The organism is Alistipes indistinctus YIT 12060 (genome assembly GCF_025144995.1).
GTDB classification, from domain to species: Bacteria; Bacteroidota; Bacteroidia; order Bacteroidales; family Rikenellaceae; genus Alistipes_A; species Alistipes_A indistinctus.
Window position 1 is genome coordinate 1,564,245 of record NZ_CP102250.1, and the last position, 16,826, is coordinate 1,581,070.

At 55.3% G+C, this 16,826-nt stretch carries 11 protein-coding genes and 1 tRNA gene; 5 read left to right on the top strand and 7 right to left on the bottom strand.

All coding sequences use genetic code 11. The annotated features are described in order from the left end of the window. The 4 genes from NQ495_RS06655 (at position 1) to radA (ending at position 5,026) form a co-directional block, all read left to right on the top strand. Positions 1-1,200, top strand: coding sequence for a 1-deoxy-D-xylulose-5-phosphate reductoisomerase (locus NQ495_RS06655; protein ID WP_009133731.1), 1,200 nt, complete (start codon positions 1-3; stop codon positions 1,198-1,200). A 30-nt stretch (positions 1,201-1,230) separates the two neighbouring features. Next, positions 1,231-2,562: an RIP metalloprotease RseP gene (gene rseP / locus NQ495_RS06660; RefSeq protein WP_009133730.1), complete on the top strand. Its 1,332-nt coding sequence runs from the start codon at positions 1,231-1,233 to the stop codon at positions 2,560-2,562. Positions 2,563-2,634: 72 nt separating this feature from the next. After that, complete coding sequence (locus NQ495_RS06665) at positions 2,635-3,663, top strand: threonine aldolase family protein (protein WP_009133729.1); 1,029 nt, start codon at positions 2,635-2,637, stop codon at positions 3,661-3,663. Then, the gene (gene radA / locus NQ495_RS06670; RefSeq protein ID WP_009133728.1) at positions 3,656-5,026 is read left to right on the top strand and encodes a DNA repair protein RadA; all 1,371 of its coding nucleotides are present in this window, start codon (positions 3,656-3,658) and stop codon (positions 5,024-5,026) included. Before NQ495_RS06665 ends, radA begins: the two co-directional genes overlap by 8 nt. 371 nt (positions 5,027-5,397) lie before the next feature. Here the strand turns inward: radA and groL are convergent, their stop codons facing one another. Continuing rightward, on the bottom strand, positions 5,398-7,032 hold the full coding sequence (gene groL / locus NQ495_RS06675) for a chaperonin GroEL (protein ID WP_009133727.1): 1,635 nt from the start codon (positions 7,030-7,032) through the stop codon (positions 5,398-5,400). A 35-nt stretch (positions 7,033-7,067) separates the two neighbouring features. Continuing rightward, entirely contained in the window at positions 7,068-7,337 is a 270-nt protein-coding gene (locus tag NQ495_RS06680; protein ID WP_009133726.1) for a co-chaperone GroES, read from the bottom strand. 324 nt (positions 7,338-7,661) lie between these two features. Between NQ495_RS06680 and NQ495_RS06685 the strand changes: the two genes are divergently transcribed. After that, the gene (locus NQ495_RS06685) at positions 7,662-9,767 is read left to right on the top strand and encodes a M64 family metallopeptidase (RefSeq protein WP_009133725.1); all 2,106 of its coding nucleotides are present in this window, start codon (positions 7,662-7,664) and stop codon (positions 9,765-9,767) included. Between the two features lie 193 nt (positions 9,768-9,960). Here NQ495_RS06685 and NQ495_RS06690 read toward each other — a convergent pair whose 3' ends face one another. The 5 genes from NQ495_RS06690 to NQ495_RS06710 all read right to left on the bottom strand — a co-directional run bounded on the left by NQ495_RS06690 (position 9,961) and on the right by NQ495_RS06710 (position 16,793). Continuing rightward, entirely contained in the window at positions 9,961-11,898 is a 1,938-nt protein-coding gene (locus NQ495_RS06690) for a DEAD/DEAH box helicase (protein WP_009133724.1), read from the bottom strand. Between the two features lie 306 nt (positions 11,899-12,204). Continuing rightward, positions 12,205-12,280 (bottom strand) — tRNA-His (locus tag NQ495_RS06695). A gap of 263 nt (positions 12,281-12,543) precedes the next feature. Further along, positions 12,544-14,067, bottom strand: coding sequence for an MFS transporter (locus NQ495_RS06700; protein WP_009133723.1), 1,524 nt, complete (start codon positions 14,065-14,067; stop codon positions 12,544-12,546). 354 nt (positions 14,068-14,421) lie between these two features. Then, the gene (kduI, locus tag NQ495_RS06705; protein WP_009133722.1) at positions 14,422-15,342 is read right to left on the bottom strand and encodes a 5-dehydro-4-deoxy-D-glucuronate isomerase; all 921 of its coding nucleotides are present in this window, start codon (positions 15,340-15,342) and stop codon (positions 14,422-14,424) included. 23 nt (positions 15,343-15,365) lie between these two features. After that, a complete protein-coding gene (locus tag NQ495_RS06710; RefSeq protein ID WP_009133721.1) occupies positions 15,366-16,793 on the bottom strand; it encodes a PTS galactitol transporter subunit IIC in 1,428 nt (475 codons plus the stop codon). Positions 16,794-16,826 lie beyond the last annotated feature (33 nt).

Here is a 16,826-nt window from a genome sequence, read left to right on the forward strand (position 1 = left end):
ATGGAGCGTAAACAGCGACTGGCCGTCTTAGGCTCTACCGGTTCGATCGGCACCCAGACCCTCGACATCGTGCGGAATTACCCCGAACGGTTCGAGATCACCACACTCACCGCGCACAGCAATTGGGAAGCGCTCGCGGCACAGGCCGTCGAATTCGCCCCCGACAACGTCGTCATTGCAAACGAACGTTTTTATACCCCCCTGCGGGAAGCGCTCTCGTCGCAACCGATCAAAGTATACGCCGGCGAGCAGGCGCTCGAGCAGGTGGTACGCTCGGAAGCGGTCGACACGGTAGTCATGGCTTTGGTGGGCTACAGCGGGCTCTTCCCGACCGTCAGCGCCCTGTTGCACGGAAAAAAAGTAGCTCTTGCCAACAAAGAGTGCCTCGTCGTGGCGGGGGAAATCATCACCGCGCTCTCGGCCGAACACCGGGCGCCGATCCTGCCCGTAGATTCGGAACACTCTGCAATTTTCCAGTGTCTCGTGGGGGAGCCGAGTCCGGTCGAAAAGGTAATCCTGACCGCCTCCGGCGGTCCCTTCCTGCATAAAACGGCTGCGGAGCTCGAAAAAGTGTCCGTCGAAGATGCACTGAACCATCCCTGCTGGACAATGGGGGCCAAAGTGACGATCGACTCGGCATCGCTGATGAACAAAGGCTTCGAAGTGATCGAGGCCAAATGGCTGTTCGGACTGCGGCCCGACCAGATCGACGTATTGATCCATCCCCGCAGTGTGATCCATTCGATGGTACAGTTCGCCGACGGGGCAGTCAAAGCACAACTCGGCACACCCGATATGCACCTGCCGATCCAGTATGCGCTCTCGTTTCCGGAACGCATGCCGCTGGACGGTCCGCGCATCGATTTCGCAGAACTGGGATGCCTCGAATTTTTCAAGCCGGACACCGCCCGCTTCCCGAACCTCGGCCTCGCATTCGAATGCCTGCGCCGGGGTGGTAATGCGGGGGGAATCCTCAATGCTGCGAACGAAATTGCGGTAGCCGCTTTTCTGGACGGGCAAATCGGTTTCACCGATATCCCGCGTATCAACACCGAAACCCTCGCACGGGCCACCGCAATCGCACGCCCCACGCTGGACCAGTACCGGCAAACCGACGCCGAAGCCCGGGAGATCGCCCGGAGCCTGTTGCCCGCACAGGCCCGCAGCCGCAACTGCAAAGCACAATCACTCAACTCATAACTTTTCAACCGCTAATACCCTTCCAAACCCATGGATATCGTCATCAAAGTTCTTCAGTTCATTCTCAGTTTCTCGCTGCTGGTCATCATACACGAATTCGGACATTTCTTTTTCGCGCGCCTTTTCGGCACGCGGGTGGAAAAGTTCTACCTCTTCTTCAATCCGTGGTTCTCGCTGTTCAAATTCAAAAAGGGAGAAACCACTTACGGCGTAGGATGGATTCCTTTCGGCGGCTATGTGAAGATTGCCGGCATGATCGACGAGTCAATGGATACCGAGCAGATGAAACAACCCGTCCAACCGTGGGAGTTCCGCGCCAAACCGGCCTGGCAGCGGCTGCTGATCATGGTCGGCGGCGTCGTGATGAACATCGTACTGGCCGTCTGCATCTACATCGGCATCAGCTATACGTGGGGAGACAACTACATCGCCTCGAAGGATGTCAAATACGGTTATGTGTTCAACGATGTAGCCAAAGAGATCGGACTGCGCGACGGCGACAAAATCATCGACGTAGCCGGCGAACCGGTCGAAGATTGCGCCAGGATTCTCCAAACGATGATTTTCGACCAGGCCCCGTACGTCACCGTCGAACGCGACGGTACGGCCATGCGTATCGACATTCCCGAAACGGCTACGGCCAAGATACTGGATACCAAAAACTTCATGGATATCCGCGTACCCTTCGTAATCGCCCAGGCCGCGAAAGGCGGCGGCGCAGCGAAAGCAGGACTGCAGCCGGGCGACACGCTGATCGCTTTCAACGGTGTGGGTATGCGCTATTTCGACGAATACCAGCAAGCCTTCTCCGCACACAAAGGGGAGCAGGTCAACCTCGGGATCGCACGCGACTCGGGGGGAGTGACCAAAATCATCACCGTGCCCGTTGAGATTTCGAACGAAGGGTTGATCGAAGCGAAGCTCGTCCCGATCAACGAGCTGATCCCGATCAGCACCCACCGATACTCTTTCCTCGAGTCGATTCCGCATGGAATCAAGCTCACCGGCACCGAGATCAGCAGCTATGCAAAACAGATCAAACTGCTTTTCTCGCCCAAAACCGAAGCGTACAAGTCGCTCGGCGGGATCATGACGCTCGGCAGCGTATTCCCCACTTATTGGAGTTGGGAAGCGTTCTGGCACATCACCGCATTCTTCTCGATCGTACTGGCGATTATGAATATCCTGCCGATCCCGGGGCTCGACGGCGGCCATGTGCTGTTCCTGCTTGTGGAAGTAATTACGCGGCGCAAACCCAGCGATAAATTCATGGAGCGCGCGACCACGGTCGGCTTTATCCTGATCCTCGCACTACTGATCTTTGCGAACGGCAACGATATTTACAGGTTTTTCATCAAATAACACAAACCCGGCGTATAACGACCGTTCGGAAACTCTCTACGGCGTTAACGCTACACTGTTTACGAGATAGCGATGCGCAGTTTCGGAAGCGACAACCATTCGGGCATTCATCCGCAGATCCTCGCGGCCATCACGGCTGCAAACAGCGACCATGATTTCGCCTACGGCGACGATGCGGTTACGACCCGTGCGACGAAAGCGTTGCAGGCTCTTTTTGGCGGAGAGCCGGATGTTTATTTCGTATTCAACGGTACGGGAGCGAACCTGCTTGCGCTCAAAACGCTCACCCGATCGTTCAACGCCGTTGTCTGTGCGGGGACCGCACACATCTGTGTCGACGAATGCGGAGCACCGGAAGCGCTCGCGGGCTGCAAACTGCTGGCGATCGATACTCCGGACGGAAAACTGACCCCGGAACTGGTTCGTACGCGCCTGCACGGATTCGGGTTCCAACACCACGCCCAGCCCAAAGTGATCTCGATCTCTCAGCCGACCGAATTGGGCACGCTCTATACCGCCGGTGAAATCCGCGCCCTGGCCGATCTGGCACACGAACACGATATGTTCCTGCATGTGGACGGAGCGCGGTTCGCGAATGCCGTAGCCGCACTCGGCATCACGCCCAAAGCGATGATTGCGGATACGGGAGTGGACGTTCTCTCGTTCGGCGGAACGAAAAACGGCATGATGGTCGGCGAAGCGGTGATCTTTTTCCGGCCGGAATGCGCACGAGCAGCCATGTACGAACGCAAACAACTCACACAGCTCGCTTCGAAAATGCGCTTTATCGCCGCGCAATTCGAGGCTTATCTCCAAGATGATCTCTGGTTGCAACTGGCCGCTCATTCAAACGAAATGGCAAATTATATGGCCTCCGGGATCCGCAAACTCGACGGCGTCACCCTCACCTGCCAACCGCAGGCGAACGGCCTTTTCGCCGTCATGCCGCGCGAGGCGATCGAACGGTTGCGCAAGGAATACTTCTTCTACGACTGGGACGAGGAGCGAAACGAAGTACGTTGGATGTGTTCGTTCGACACGACGCGCGAGGATATCGACCGCTTCATCGCGGTCTTAAAACGCATCTTGAGCCATGGCTAAAGTCAAAAAGGCCTTTTTTTGCCGTAACTGCGGGTACGAGTCGGCCAAATGGGTCGGCAAGTGCCCCTCGTGCGGGGAATGGAATACCTTTGTCGAAGAAACGGTACAGAAAGAGCCGGCGCAGCCCTCTTTCACCCCTGCCGGTGAACGGAACCGCCCGCAGCCGGTACGCGAGATCCAACGGCAGGAGTATACCCGCACCGACCTGGGCAACGGCGAGATGAACCGCGTGTTGGGCGGCGGCCTCGTGCAGGGCTCGATGATCCTGCTGGGCGGCGAGCCGGGCATCGGTAAATCGACACTCAGCCTGCAGCTCGCACTGAAAGCGGGCGGGATCAAAACACTTTACGTCTCGGGCGAGGAGTCTCCTCATCAAATAAAAATGCGGGCCGAACGGATCGGGATCGGCAACGACGAATGTTACATTTACAGCGAAACGAACCTCGAGAACATCCTGCGCCAGGTGACCGACTACAAGCCCGACCTGGTCATCATCGACTCGATCCAGACGATCCACTCCGATTCGATCGATTCGTCGCCGGGAAGCGTTTCGCAGATCCGCGAGTGTGCTGCACTGCTGATGAAATACGCAAAGCAGACCAATACATCCGTCATCATCATCGGGCACATCACGAAAGACGGAATCATCGCCGGGCCGAAAATCCTCGAACACATCGTCGACGTGGTATTGCAGTTCGAAGGCGACAACAACAACATCTACCGCATCCTGCGCAGTATTAAAAACCGATTCGGAGCCACTTTCGAGATCGGCGTTTTCGAAATGCGCGGCGAAGGGCTGATCGAAGTGACGAACCCGTCGGAAATCCTGCTGTCGCACTACGATGAACCGCTCAGCGGCATTGCCGTCGGTGCAGCTGTAGACGGTGCGCGCGCCTACCTGATCGAAACGCAGGCGCTCGTCAGTACGGCCGCCTACGGAACACCGCAGCGCTCAGCCACCGGTTTCGACTCGCGACGGCTCAACATGCTGCTGGCCGTGCTCGAAAAACGGGTCGGCCTAAAGATGTATACGAAGGACGTTTTCCTGAATTTCGCAGGGGGATTCAAAATCAGCGATACGGGTCTCGATATGAGTGTCGTGGCCGCAATCCTCTCTTCCTACTTCGACCGTCCGCTGAACAACACCACCTGCTTCGCAGGCGAGATCGGACTTTCGGGAGAAATCCGACCGGCCCCCCGCAGCGAGCAGCGCATCAGCGAAGCGGCACGACTGGGCTTCGGGCGCATCATTGTCTCGGGTTACCTGCGCAAAAGCCTGCCGAAACCACCGAAAGGGATCGAGATCGTCTACATCAACAAAATCGAAGAATTAGCCCGAACACTGTTCGGTTCGGGAGAGTGAGACAGCAGGTCTCCGCAATGCAGCCCTCTCTCAGTTAATTTATTTTTTACCGTACAATATAGGGGGTTCCGGAAGCGAGAATTCCTGAGTCTCCTATCCATCTGTTTCCCTCTCGACATTCGTCGGGGGCGTAGGAAAACGAAGAATTCAATGTTGTCAATCCCGCCCCTTACGGTAGTTTCGCCCCCTATTTTATTCCGTGCAAGCCTGACTGACGGTTCCATGTAGCGATCCAATACGGTAATTATGTTGCTCAGATCAGGAAGATACAGCCCCGGCATAAGCAAACGATCCCGGTATAAAAAAACAGGCGCTTTCCTTTGTGGGAAAGCGCCTGTCTGATTATCGGAAATACCTCCGAAAGGAACGGACTACATCATGCCGCCCATTCCACCCATGCCCTGCGGCATGGCCGGAGCCGGATTCTCCTCTTTTTTGTCGACCAGCACGCACTCGGTGGTCAGGAACATCGCTGCAATTGAAGCGGCATTCTCCAGCGCCACGCGGGCTACCTTGGTCGGGTCGATGATACCGGCTTTGAACATATCCTCGTACTTGTCGGCACGGGCATTGTAACCGTACGCATCCTTACCTGCTTTCACATTGGCAACGACCACCGAACCTTCGCCGCCGGCATTGGCTACGATCTGGCGGAGCGGCTCCTCGATCGCACGTTTCACGATCTGGATACCCGTCGTCTCATCCTCGTTATCGCCTTTAAGCTTCTCAAGGGCTGCCACAGCACGGATGTAAGCTACGCCACCGCCGGGGATAATACCCTCTTCAACGGCAGCACGGGTAGCCGCCAAAGCATCGTCCACACGGTCTTTCTTCTCTTTCATCTCCACCTCGCTGGCGGCACCTACATAGAGTACTGCCACACCGCCGGCCAACTTAGCCAGACGTTCGGCGAGCTTCTCCTTGTCATAATCCGAAGTGGAAACCTCCATCTGTTTGCGGATCTGCGCTACACGGGCTTCGATATTTTTCTTGTCGCCAAGGCCGTTGACGATCGTCGTGTTCTCTTTGTTCACGATCACCTTCTCGGCGCTACCCAGCATTTCGAGGGTAGCCTGGTCGAGACGGATGCCGCGCTCCTCAGAGATTACCGTACCACCGGTCAGGATGGCAATATCTTCGAGCATCTCTTTGCGACGGTCACCGAAGCCCGGAGCCTTCACGGCAGCGATCTTCAGCGCACCGCGCAGTTTGTTGACCACCAAAGCCGCCAATGCCTCGCCGTCGACATCTTCGGCAATCACCAACAGCGAACGACCGTTCTGAGCGGCGGGTTCCAATACGCCCATCAGCTCCTTCATCGTCGATACCTTCTTGTCGGTGATCAGGATCAGCGGTTTCTCCAGCACCGCTTCCATCTTCTCGGCATCGGTCGTGAAGTACGGAGAGATGTAACCGCGGTCGAACTGCATACCTTCCACCACGTCCACATGGGTTTCGGTACCCTTGGCCTCTTCAACGGTGATCACACCTTCCTTGTTAACCTTGCCCATCGCCTCGGCGATCAGCTTACCGATGTTGTTATCGTTGTTGGCCGAAATGGTAGCGACCTGCTCGATCTTGTTGATGTCGCCGCCCACTTCCTGGCTCTGCTTGCGCAGGTTCTCGACTACCGTAGCGACGGCTTTGTCGATACCGCGTTTCAGGTCCATCGGATTGGCACCTGCGGTAACGTTTTTCACACCCACGCCTACAATGGCCTGAGCCAGTACAGTAGCGGTCGTCGTACCGTCGCCGGCATCGTCAGCAGTCTTGGAAGCGACCTCTTTGACCATCTGTGCACCCATGTTGGCAACCGGTTTCTCCAGTTCGATCTCTTTGGCTACGGTCACACCGTCCTTGGTCACCTGCGGTGCACCGAACTTCTTGTCGATTACCACATTGCGGCCTTTCGGACCGAGGGTTACCTTCACTGCATTGGCCAGCGCGTCCACACCTTCCTTGAGCTGTTCGCGGGCATCTACATTGTATAAAATCTCTTTTGCCATGATTTGTCAGACTTAAAAGTTAGGAAATTGAAAGATTAAATGATTGCGAGGATATCGCCCTGTTTCATGATCAGCAAATCCTTGCCGTCGATCGTAATTTCGGTGCCGGCGTATTTGCCGTAGAGCACCTGGTCGCCCACTTTCACTTCCATCTTCACGTCAGATGTTCCGGGGCCCACTGCGATGACTTTACCTGCGAGAGGTTTTTCCTTGGCGGTGTCGGGGATAAAAAGTCCGCCGGCTGTTTTTTCTTCTGCGGGATTCGGTTCGATCAGAACCCGGTCTGCTAACGGTTTTACTTTCATTTTTGTATGCTTTTAAGGTTAATCAATATTTCGCCCTCTTACGAGGTTCAGGGATATCAACATTTCTGCAACCGAATGCGACCTGCTTTCTCACACAATATGTGCCAAACCGGTTTTGGCACATTCTCCCCTTGATTTCCGCAAATTTCATGCGGAAAAAGTGACATAATATGCCGGAGTCGCTGTCAGATCCTGCCACTTTGTCACCCTCACCGGCCCGACCTGTGGAAATACGGACAAAACAGCCGGAATTTTTGGGTCGAAAATAAGAGATTCCCCGAATTTTTATTTAACTTCAAACATCACCCGCTAACCTAATCAATCATGCAAGCAGCCATCCGTTTTTGTTGTCTGGCCGGTCTGATCACACTTTTGGCCGGCTGTTCCAAAGACAACAGCAGCGACCCGGTCCTGACGCTTTCGACCCAGAATATCTCCCTGACCGGAACCATTCTCCGCGAGCAAATGGAAATCACGACCGATGCAGCCTGGTCGATTTCCCACGATGACGCGCCCTGGATCACCGTCGCGCCCGCCGAAGGTCCGGCGGGCCTTAGCGTCGTGGAGATCACGGCAACGGCTCCGGAAGATTACCTCCCGCGCACCGGCAGCCTGAGCGTCCGGTCGGCCAACGGCCTCTCCCGCAAGGTTTCCATCACACAGACAGGGGCCGAAGCCCCCGCAGGCAGCGAGCAGGCCGCCTTGATCGCCCTATACAACAGCCTGGGCGGTCCGAAATGGAGAGAACAGACGAACTGGCTGTCAAACAAACCGGTCGGAGAGTGGAAAGGTGTCCGCACCGACGCTGACGGGCATGTGGTTTCCCTCTATTTTTACGCCAATAACCTGATCGGCTGGTTGCCCGAACAGATCGGCGATTTTCCCTATCTCGAGCAACTCACCTTTTCACACGACCAGATATCAGGCTCTATTCCCGCCTCGATCGGCAAACTGACGCGGTTGCAGACCCTCGATTTCACCGTCAACAAACTCTCCGGAGAGATTCCGAACGATATCACACGCCTTACCGAACTGCGCACCCTCGCGCTGAACGATAACAAGCTGGGCGGTACGCTGCCTGCGGAACTCGGCAAACTCACCCGACTGGAATCCCTGACCCTTCACAACAATTCCATCCGGGGGGAGATCCCGGAAAGTATCACCCGGCTGGAAAATCTCAGGACGCTCAACCTCAGCCACAACGGTTCCCTGAACGGCAATCTGCCGGACGGTTTCGAACGATTGACCCGATTGACCTCGCTGTCGCTGCAGCACAATCAGCTTTCCGGGGGACTGCCGGAGGGTTTCGCCCGGTTGACACAGCTAACCGGTCTCGACGTGACATTCAACCGTTTCAGCGGTACCGTTCCGGAAGCCGTGACGCAACAGCCCAATTATGACAAATGGATTCTTTCGCCCCAAACGAGCGGGTATGGATTCAGCAACCTGGGCGACAACGTCGAAAGCGACGATTATTCGCAAGACGGACAGGTACTTACCTATGCGGGTTCACCGCAAAACAAAGGATTCCACCTGATTTTCATGGGTGACGGATTCACCAGCCAGGATATGGGTGAAAACGGTTTGTACGAACAAAAGATGAAACAGGCCATCGAAGCCCTGTTGCGTTATGAACCCTACGCCACTTACCGTAACTACCTGAATACATACATTGTTAAAGCGGTATCGAAACAGAACGGAGTAACCCAACCCGGGTACGCCCGCAATACGGCTTTATCGGTCGCTTACCGGGATGAATCGGGAAGCGCCATGACCGCCGCAAAAGAGAAGGTTTACGCCTACGCAGCCAAAGTCCCGGGGTACACAGGGATGCAAAACGTCGTTATTGCCATCATTGCGAATGCCAAACGGCATGCCGGTACAACCTACTGGCAATCGGACGGCAATCCGAACTATGCCATCGGCACCCTCGCTTCAACATTCGAAACGACCCTCGTCCATGAGTTGGGCGGCCATGCCATCGGACTGTTGGCTGACGAATATACGGGCGGAGCGACAATTCCGGCCGCACAGGCTACCGCACTGCGCAACGGACAGCAAAAAGGCTATTACCTGAACCTGGACCTGACCAATGACCTGTCTGCGATCCGCTGGCGCGAGTTCATCGGACAGCCCGGATACGACATGGTCGGGGCCTATGAAGGAGGTTATCAGTATGCGTACGGAGTCTGGCGACCCGAGCAGACCAGCATCATGAAACAGAGCAGCGCCCCCGGGGCAGCATTCAATGCACCGAGCCGGGCTCTGATCGTACAGCGGCTCTTGAAAGCCGCGGGAGAATCCTATTCCTTCAACGCCTTTTTGACCAAGGATGTCATCCCGCCGACCACGAAAGGAACCGCATATTTCGGTTCCGGGGAAGAGTCGCACACCCCGCCATTTCTCGACGGCCGCCCGACCGGTTGGTAGAGATACGGATCGCTCGGCCGGACGTACATCCCTGAAAGTCCACACAGGGCATTTAGCCCGGACAGGACGACTTAAACGGAAACAACTGAAGAGTACCCCTAACGGAACACGCCTGAATCAGGAGAACCGCACGGAACCGGTCATTGGGAAGCAGGTTATCGCGATCGGAAAAAAACCGGCTTCGGAAAAACAATTAACGGTTTCCGCGTTTTTTATCCTTGCGGGGAGCGGCTTTTTTGTCGAAGCCGCTCTTGCCGCCCCAACCGCCTTGTTCCTGCCGGGCAAAAAATTCGGTAAAATCGTTCTGCCAGTCCTCTCCCTTTTTCTTTTTGGAAGCGCGCGGAGCGTGTACAACCGCTTGTGCATCCCGCGCTCCCCGGGCGCCCGGCTTCGCCCCGCGAGTCGCCCCCGCTTTCCATCCTTCCCCGCTGTCTTTGCGGCTACCGGCGCCGTAGGAAGAGCCTTTGGCGTAACCGGCGGAATCCCGCTTGCCTTTATAGTCTTTTTTAAACCCTTCTTTTTTGTACGCTCCCCGCGCACCGCGGCCCTGGCCATCCTGTGCGATTTCTGCGATCGGACGGCCGCCGTTACTGATATCGTTCAGCCGGCGGATCGCCTCTTTCGCTTCGGAGAACGGCACGGTAACGAACGAAAAGCTGTCCAGAACCTTCACGTCGTCGATCTGGCTGTCGGTCAGCCCGCACTCGCGCTTAAGCAGCTGGAGCAACTTGCGCACGTCGTAACCGTCCATCTTGCCGATCGAAATGAACAGACGCGCCGTACCGCGGCGGTCGACGTGAATCGAGCGGATTTCGGGATAATTACTCTCCTCCAGCTCGTTCTTGAATGCCAACCGCAACACAGCCGCCATCGCAACCTCGGGCGACTGGTCCTTCAATAAATCGGCCGCCATTTCACCGTATTCGGTGTAATTTTCATTTTCGATGATCTCGGCCAATTCATCCTTAATGCGGTTTTTCTTGATCTCGACCACATTCTGCGCCGTGGGGATCGGCACCTTCTTGATATCGACCTTGATCTCACGCTGCATCATCACGAACTGGCGGTACTCCGAACTCGAAATAAAGGTAATAGCCGTACCCGTATTCCCGGCGCGGCCCGTACGGCCGATCCGGTGCACATACGACTCGGAATCCTGCGGCAGCGAATAGTTGATCACATGCGTCAGGTTGTTGATGTCGATCCCGCGGGCAGCCACGTCGGTAGCCGCAAGAATCGTCACCTGTTTGTTTTTGAACTTCTTGAGTATTTTTTCGCGCTGGGCCTGCGACACGTCGCCGTGCAGCCCCTCTGCGGCATAGCCCCGCTGGGTCAACCGCGTCACCAGTTCATCCACGGCCACCTTCGTGCGGCAGAAAACAATCCCGTAAAATTCGGGCTCGACGTCGATGATCCGGGTCAGCGCATCGAACTTGTCGCTGTCGCGCACCTCGAAATAGATCTGGTCGGTCAGGTCCGTGGTCATCTCCTGGCTCGGAACCCTAAGCACCTCGACATCTTTCATGTAACGCTTCGACAGTTCCACGATACGCGCAGGCATCGTAGCCGAAAAGAGCAGGATCCGGCGATAATCGTTCGACTCGGCCAGAATAGCCTCGACATCGTCGATAAACCCCATGTTCAGCATCTCGTCGGCCTCATCGAGGATCAGGTATTGCAGTTCCTTGAGATTCAAGGTTCCCCGGCGCAGGTGATCGAGGATACGCCCCGGCGTACCGACCACAATATCGACACCCTTGCCCAGACGCCGCAATTGCTCGGACATCGACGCACCGCCATAAATAGCCGTAATGACCAGCTTGCTGTATTTATTGAAAGAGAGCAACTCTTCGGTCACCTGCAACGCGAGCTCGCGAGTCGGCACGAGAATCAATCCCTGCACGGGTCCCTTCTTCGGGGTAAGTCGCTCCAGAACGGGCAGCCCGAATGCGGCCGTCTTGCCTGTTCCGGTCTGCGCCTGTGCGATAATATCGTTATGCTTATCCTCATCCAACAAGACCGGAATGGTCAGTTTCTGGATCGGGGAAGGAGTTTCAAAGCCTTTAGCCTTGATCGCCGGGAGGGTTTTTTCCCCCAGTCCCAGTGCGGTAAATTCATCCAATTGTGTCATAAAGTCTTTTTTCAGCCGCAAAAACGCATATTTCCCCGGAACTGTCCGGTTATGCAGCGTTGCAGCGGGATTGCCGACGTTTATTCTTAGCCGGCCGGTTCAAAATTCATATTCAAGCGGTGCTCTGGCCGGCCGATACGCCGACACTTCCGCTATCTATTTTGCCGGCCTGTCGCTCCGCTATTCCGTTCCGGACAGCGAACAATGGGATCATTCATGCACAACTAAACTGAAGCAATAGACCGCAAAACAATATCACAAAACACAAAAAGAGTCTCCCGCCTGGAGACTCTTTCCGAAAATTGCGGGTGGAAGATGGGTCTCGAACCCACGACCTACGGAACCACAATCCGTCGCTCTAACCTACTGAGCTACATCCACCATATCCGTCTCCTTCATTGGAAACAGCGTGCAAATTTAACACTCTTTTCGATTAATACAAAATTTCGCCCCTTTTTCGCCGCAAAAAAGATCCGGTTCACGGAGCCCACGAACATTTCCAGCCCCCTGAAAGTTTCTTATATTGTTACAATTTCATATCCTTACAGCATAACGTCATAAAACCACCGAAACCGCTATACGAACGCCGACGCAATATATTTATATTTTAAAAAAGGCTGCAGGAATACTCCCGCCACGACCTGCCTACGGCACGATCTGCCGGTAGCGCGGTACGAGCGATTTCATGATGGCCCAGGCCAACAGGTAGGCGATCGCACAATAGATGAAAGCGATCGTATACCCGGCTGGCTTGCCTTCGAACCCGAAGAACACAAGCCGCGTTTCATCGCTGTAAGTAAAGAGCATGCCCGCCCCCTTCTGGATAAAGACCGAGCCGAGTCCTCCGGCCATGCTGCCGATCCCGGTGATCGTCGCCACGGCCCCTTTGGGAAACATATCGCTGACAGTCGAGTAGATGTTGGCCGACCATGCCTGATGCGCCGAAGCCCCCACTGCAATCAGCAAAATGGGAACCCAGTAGCTGATGTACCCCAACGGTTGGGCCAGCAATACCGCCAGCGGGAAAAACGCAATAATCAGCATCGCCCGCATGCGGCCCGCATAGGGGTTCATCCCCCGGTTGATAAAGTAAGTGGGGAACTTGCCGCCGAAGACCGAACCGGCTACCGTGATCGTATAGAGCACGGCGATAGGCCACGCGACCTGTGTGCCGGTCATATCGTACTGCGCCTTGAGGTAGGCCGGAGTCCAGAACAGGAAAAACCACCAAACGCCGTCGGTCAGGAATTTTCCCACCGCAAAAGCCCAGGTCTGCCGGTAGTGCAGGCTTTGCCAAATCGTCATCTTATCTGCAACGGCCTCTTCAGCGGGCACCTCCGCCGTCATACCTGCCCCTTTATCTACCATCGGTACCCCCATTACGCCGACCGATGCACTACCGTTCGCCGTCTTGGCCGCTATCGTGCCCGTCCCGGCTTCCAATACCTGATCCTGTTCGATATAAGCGCGTTCGGCCGCATTCATCCGGGGGTTGTTTTCGGGGCTTTTATAGATGAACTGCCAGAAACCCAACCAAACGAAGCCGATCGCACCGACTACGAGGAATGCGGTCTCCCAACCCCACACCTCGGCCATTACCGGCACGGTCAACGGTGCGAGAATCGCACCTACATTAGCACCCGAATTGAAAATGCCGGTAGCGAAAGCCCGGTCTTTTTTGGGAAAATACTCGGCGGTCGCCTTGATTGCCGCCGGGAAATTACCCGCTTCGCCCAAAGCCAGCACGCAACGGCAAATGACGAAAGCCGTAATACTCACCATCGTGATCTGTGAGACAATGTCGGCCCCCTGTGCCATCCGCAAGGCAGAAGCATCGGGCAATCCGACGTAATGCTCGGTCACAATCCCGCAGAGAGCGTGCAGCGCCGCACCGAACGACCAGATGGCAATCGCCCAGGCATACCCTTTCTTCGTACCGACCCGGTCGACGAACCGACCGGCAAACAACAGAGAAATGGCATAAAACAGCGAAAAGACAGCCGTGATCGTTCCGTAATCGTTATCGGTCCAGTGGAACTGCTCTTCGAGGAGGGGTTGCAGCAATGAAAGCACCTGACGGTCGAGGTAATTGATCGTCGTGGCGAAAAAGAGCATCGAACAAATCACCCACCGGTAACGGGTGGGTTTCTGCGAGGAGACGGAACTCATGCGCGCATATTTTAAGTTATGGGGCCAGTGTTTCCTACAAATATACTTTTTTTACCGCGGATTACCGCGGATTTTTCTCGCCGATCCCCGATCCGGACATCCGGATGGAGATGAATTTGCGGAATAATATCCATATCAGGGAAAACCGGAAGCCTCATCCCGGAAACAAATGAATTCGGGATAGCCCGGAAATTTTCCCGTGGCATTAGCCGTTACCCCGGGATATCCTTTCCAAAACAGACCGGACAGGGTTTCCCGGCAACTCCCCCCCGCAAAAAGAATCCGGACGGCAAGTATGCCGTCCGGATTTTCATTTCCCCGCACGATTGCAGGGAGAAGTTTCACAACACGCCCTTAACGCATTTCGGTATATTTGATCTTGTCCATATCGCCATAGTCGAGGTTCTCGCCCGCCATACCCCAGATGAACATGTAGTTGCTGGTACCGGCAGCAGCGTGAATCGACCATTCGGGAGACATGATCGCCTGTTCGTTGGCCATCCATACCAGGCGCTCCTGCTGCGGCTCACCCATCAGGTGGCAAATCATGTTCCCTTCGGGCAGATTGAAATAGAAGTAAGCCTCGATACGCCGGCCGTGCACATGGGGCGGCATCGTGTTCCAAACACTGCCGGGCTTCAGTTCGGTAAGGCCCATTTGCAACTGGCAGGGTCCCTCTTTGAGCACATTTTTCACGATCAGCTGGTTGATTACGCGGTCGTTGCTCTCTTCCATCTTACCGGCGGGGAACGAGTTGGCCTTCAGCGAACCCTTCACCCCGTCGATGGTCACCAACTGTGTCGGATAGGATTTGTGCGCAGTAGCCGAGTTGATGTAGAATTTTGCAGGTTTCGAAGCATCCTTGCTCTTGAAAGTCACTTTCTGGTTCCCGCTGCCCACATAAAGAGCGTCGCGGAAACGCAGCGTGTACTCCTTGCCGTCCACGGTCACGACACCGTCGCCGCCGACATTGATCACGCCCAGCTCACGCGCAAAAAGGAAGTAAGGCGCTTTGAGCGGATCGATCGTCTCGAGCACCAGCTCCTTCGTCACGGGTACCGCACCGCCGAAAATAAAACGGTCGTACATCGAATAGGTAACGTTGATCTGGTCGGGAACCATCACCTTTTCCATCAGGAAACTGCTGCGCAGCCGTTCCGTGTCGTACGTTTTCACATCCTGCGGATTGCAGGCCGTCTGGATTTTGTAATTCACCTGGGCCGAAGCCGACAATGCAGCCACACCCGCGATCAATACTAAAAATAGCTTTCTCATATCTACTCTACGGTTTTTAATTGTTATTTCTCTTGATTATTCCCGGCTTCAGCCTCTTCGGCCGCTTCCAGTTCTGCCTCGGCCTCAGCCTGACGGTGCTGCCGCAGGATCGCGCGACGATTCACGAGCATCAGAGCAAGCGTGCACACTCCCAGAATGACAGGACCGATAATCTTGATGCTTGCGGTCAGGTGGTAGATCACCCACGTAAACGGACTCGACGCGAAGTCGATAGCGGCAGCCTCACTGAATCCGTCCGGAATCCGCACGGCGGTGTCCTGGGTCATTGCGTAAACGTCCTGGGCTGCCAACGTGAAGACCGGAGCGAGGTTCGTCACAATATAAACGCCCCCGACCAACAGGATCAACCCGATAATAAAAGTTTTGAATACGTTGCCCTTCGTGATCGGAAGAATCAGCGGGAATACATAGAACATCCCGGCCAATGACGCCAACGGAAGGAATTCGTTCCCCGGCAGGATAACCGCCAGCAGGATGATCACCGGAATCAGCAACAACGACACGACCAGCGTGGCCGGGTGGCCGATAACCAGTGCCGGACTCATACCGATATTCAGGCCGGCGCTTTTCTTGAATTTGCGGTCGATCAGCGATTTGGTCGCATTCGAAATGGGCAGCAAACCTTCGATGAAGAGTCCCGTAATGCGCGGGATCAACTCCATCACGGCACCCATCTGCACGCCGAGCATCAGCACCTTCGGCAGCTCATAGCGGGCAAAAGCACCGATCACGCAACCGATTACCACACCGAGGAAAAGCGGCTCGCCCATCAGGCCGAACTTCTGCTTCATCCCCTCCGAATCGATATTGATTTTATTGACACCGGGAACCTTGTCGAGTCCCTTGTTGATTACCCAGGCGAACGGCACGAAACCGGCACAGAAAGGCTGCGGAATCGAAATACCGTCCATATTCTTGTAGAATTTCTGGAATTTCTTTGCAGTGAAATCCGCGATAACCAGCGTAATGATGTAGCAAATTACAGCTGCGAAGAAGCCCCACAGCAAGCTGTGCGTAGCGAAGTAGGCCAACGCGCCGATAAAGGCGAAATGCCAGTAGTTCCACAGGTCGATATTGACCGTTTTGGTCGTCCGCGTCAACAGCATCAGCAAGTTAACGCCCAAACAAATCGGGATAATCAGCGCGCCTACCGAAGTATTGTAGGCTATACTGGCGGCCGCGGGCCATCCCATATCGAAAACCTTGAGCTGCAGATCATAAATATCGACAACGCTGTTCAGAGCAGGGCCGAGGGCGGTGGTCAGCAGAGCGGTCACGATGGAGAGGCCGACGAAACCGACGCCGACCAACAGTCCGCTTTTGAGGGCTTTCCCGAGCTTGATACCGATGCAGACCCCGAGGATCGTAAAAATGATCGGCATCATCACTGGTGCTCCCAATCCGACGATATAACCGAATACTTCTTTCATAGTGCTTTAATGGTTTAACGTTTGAAATAGGGG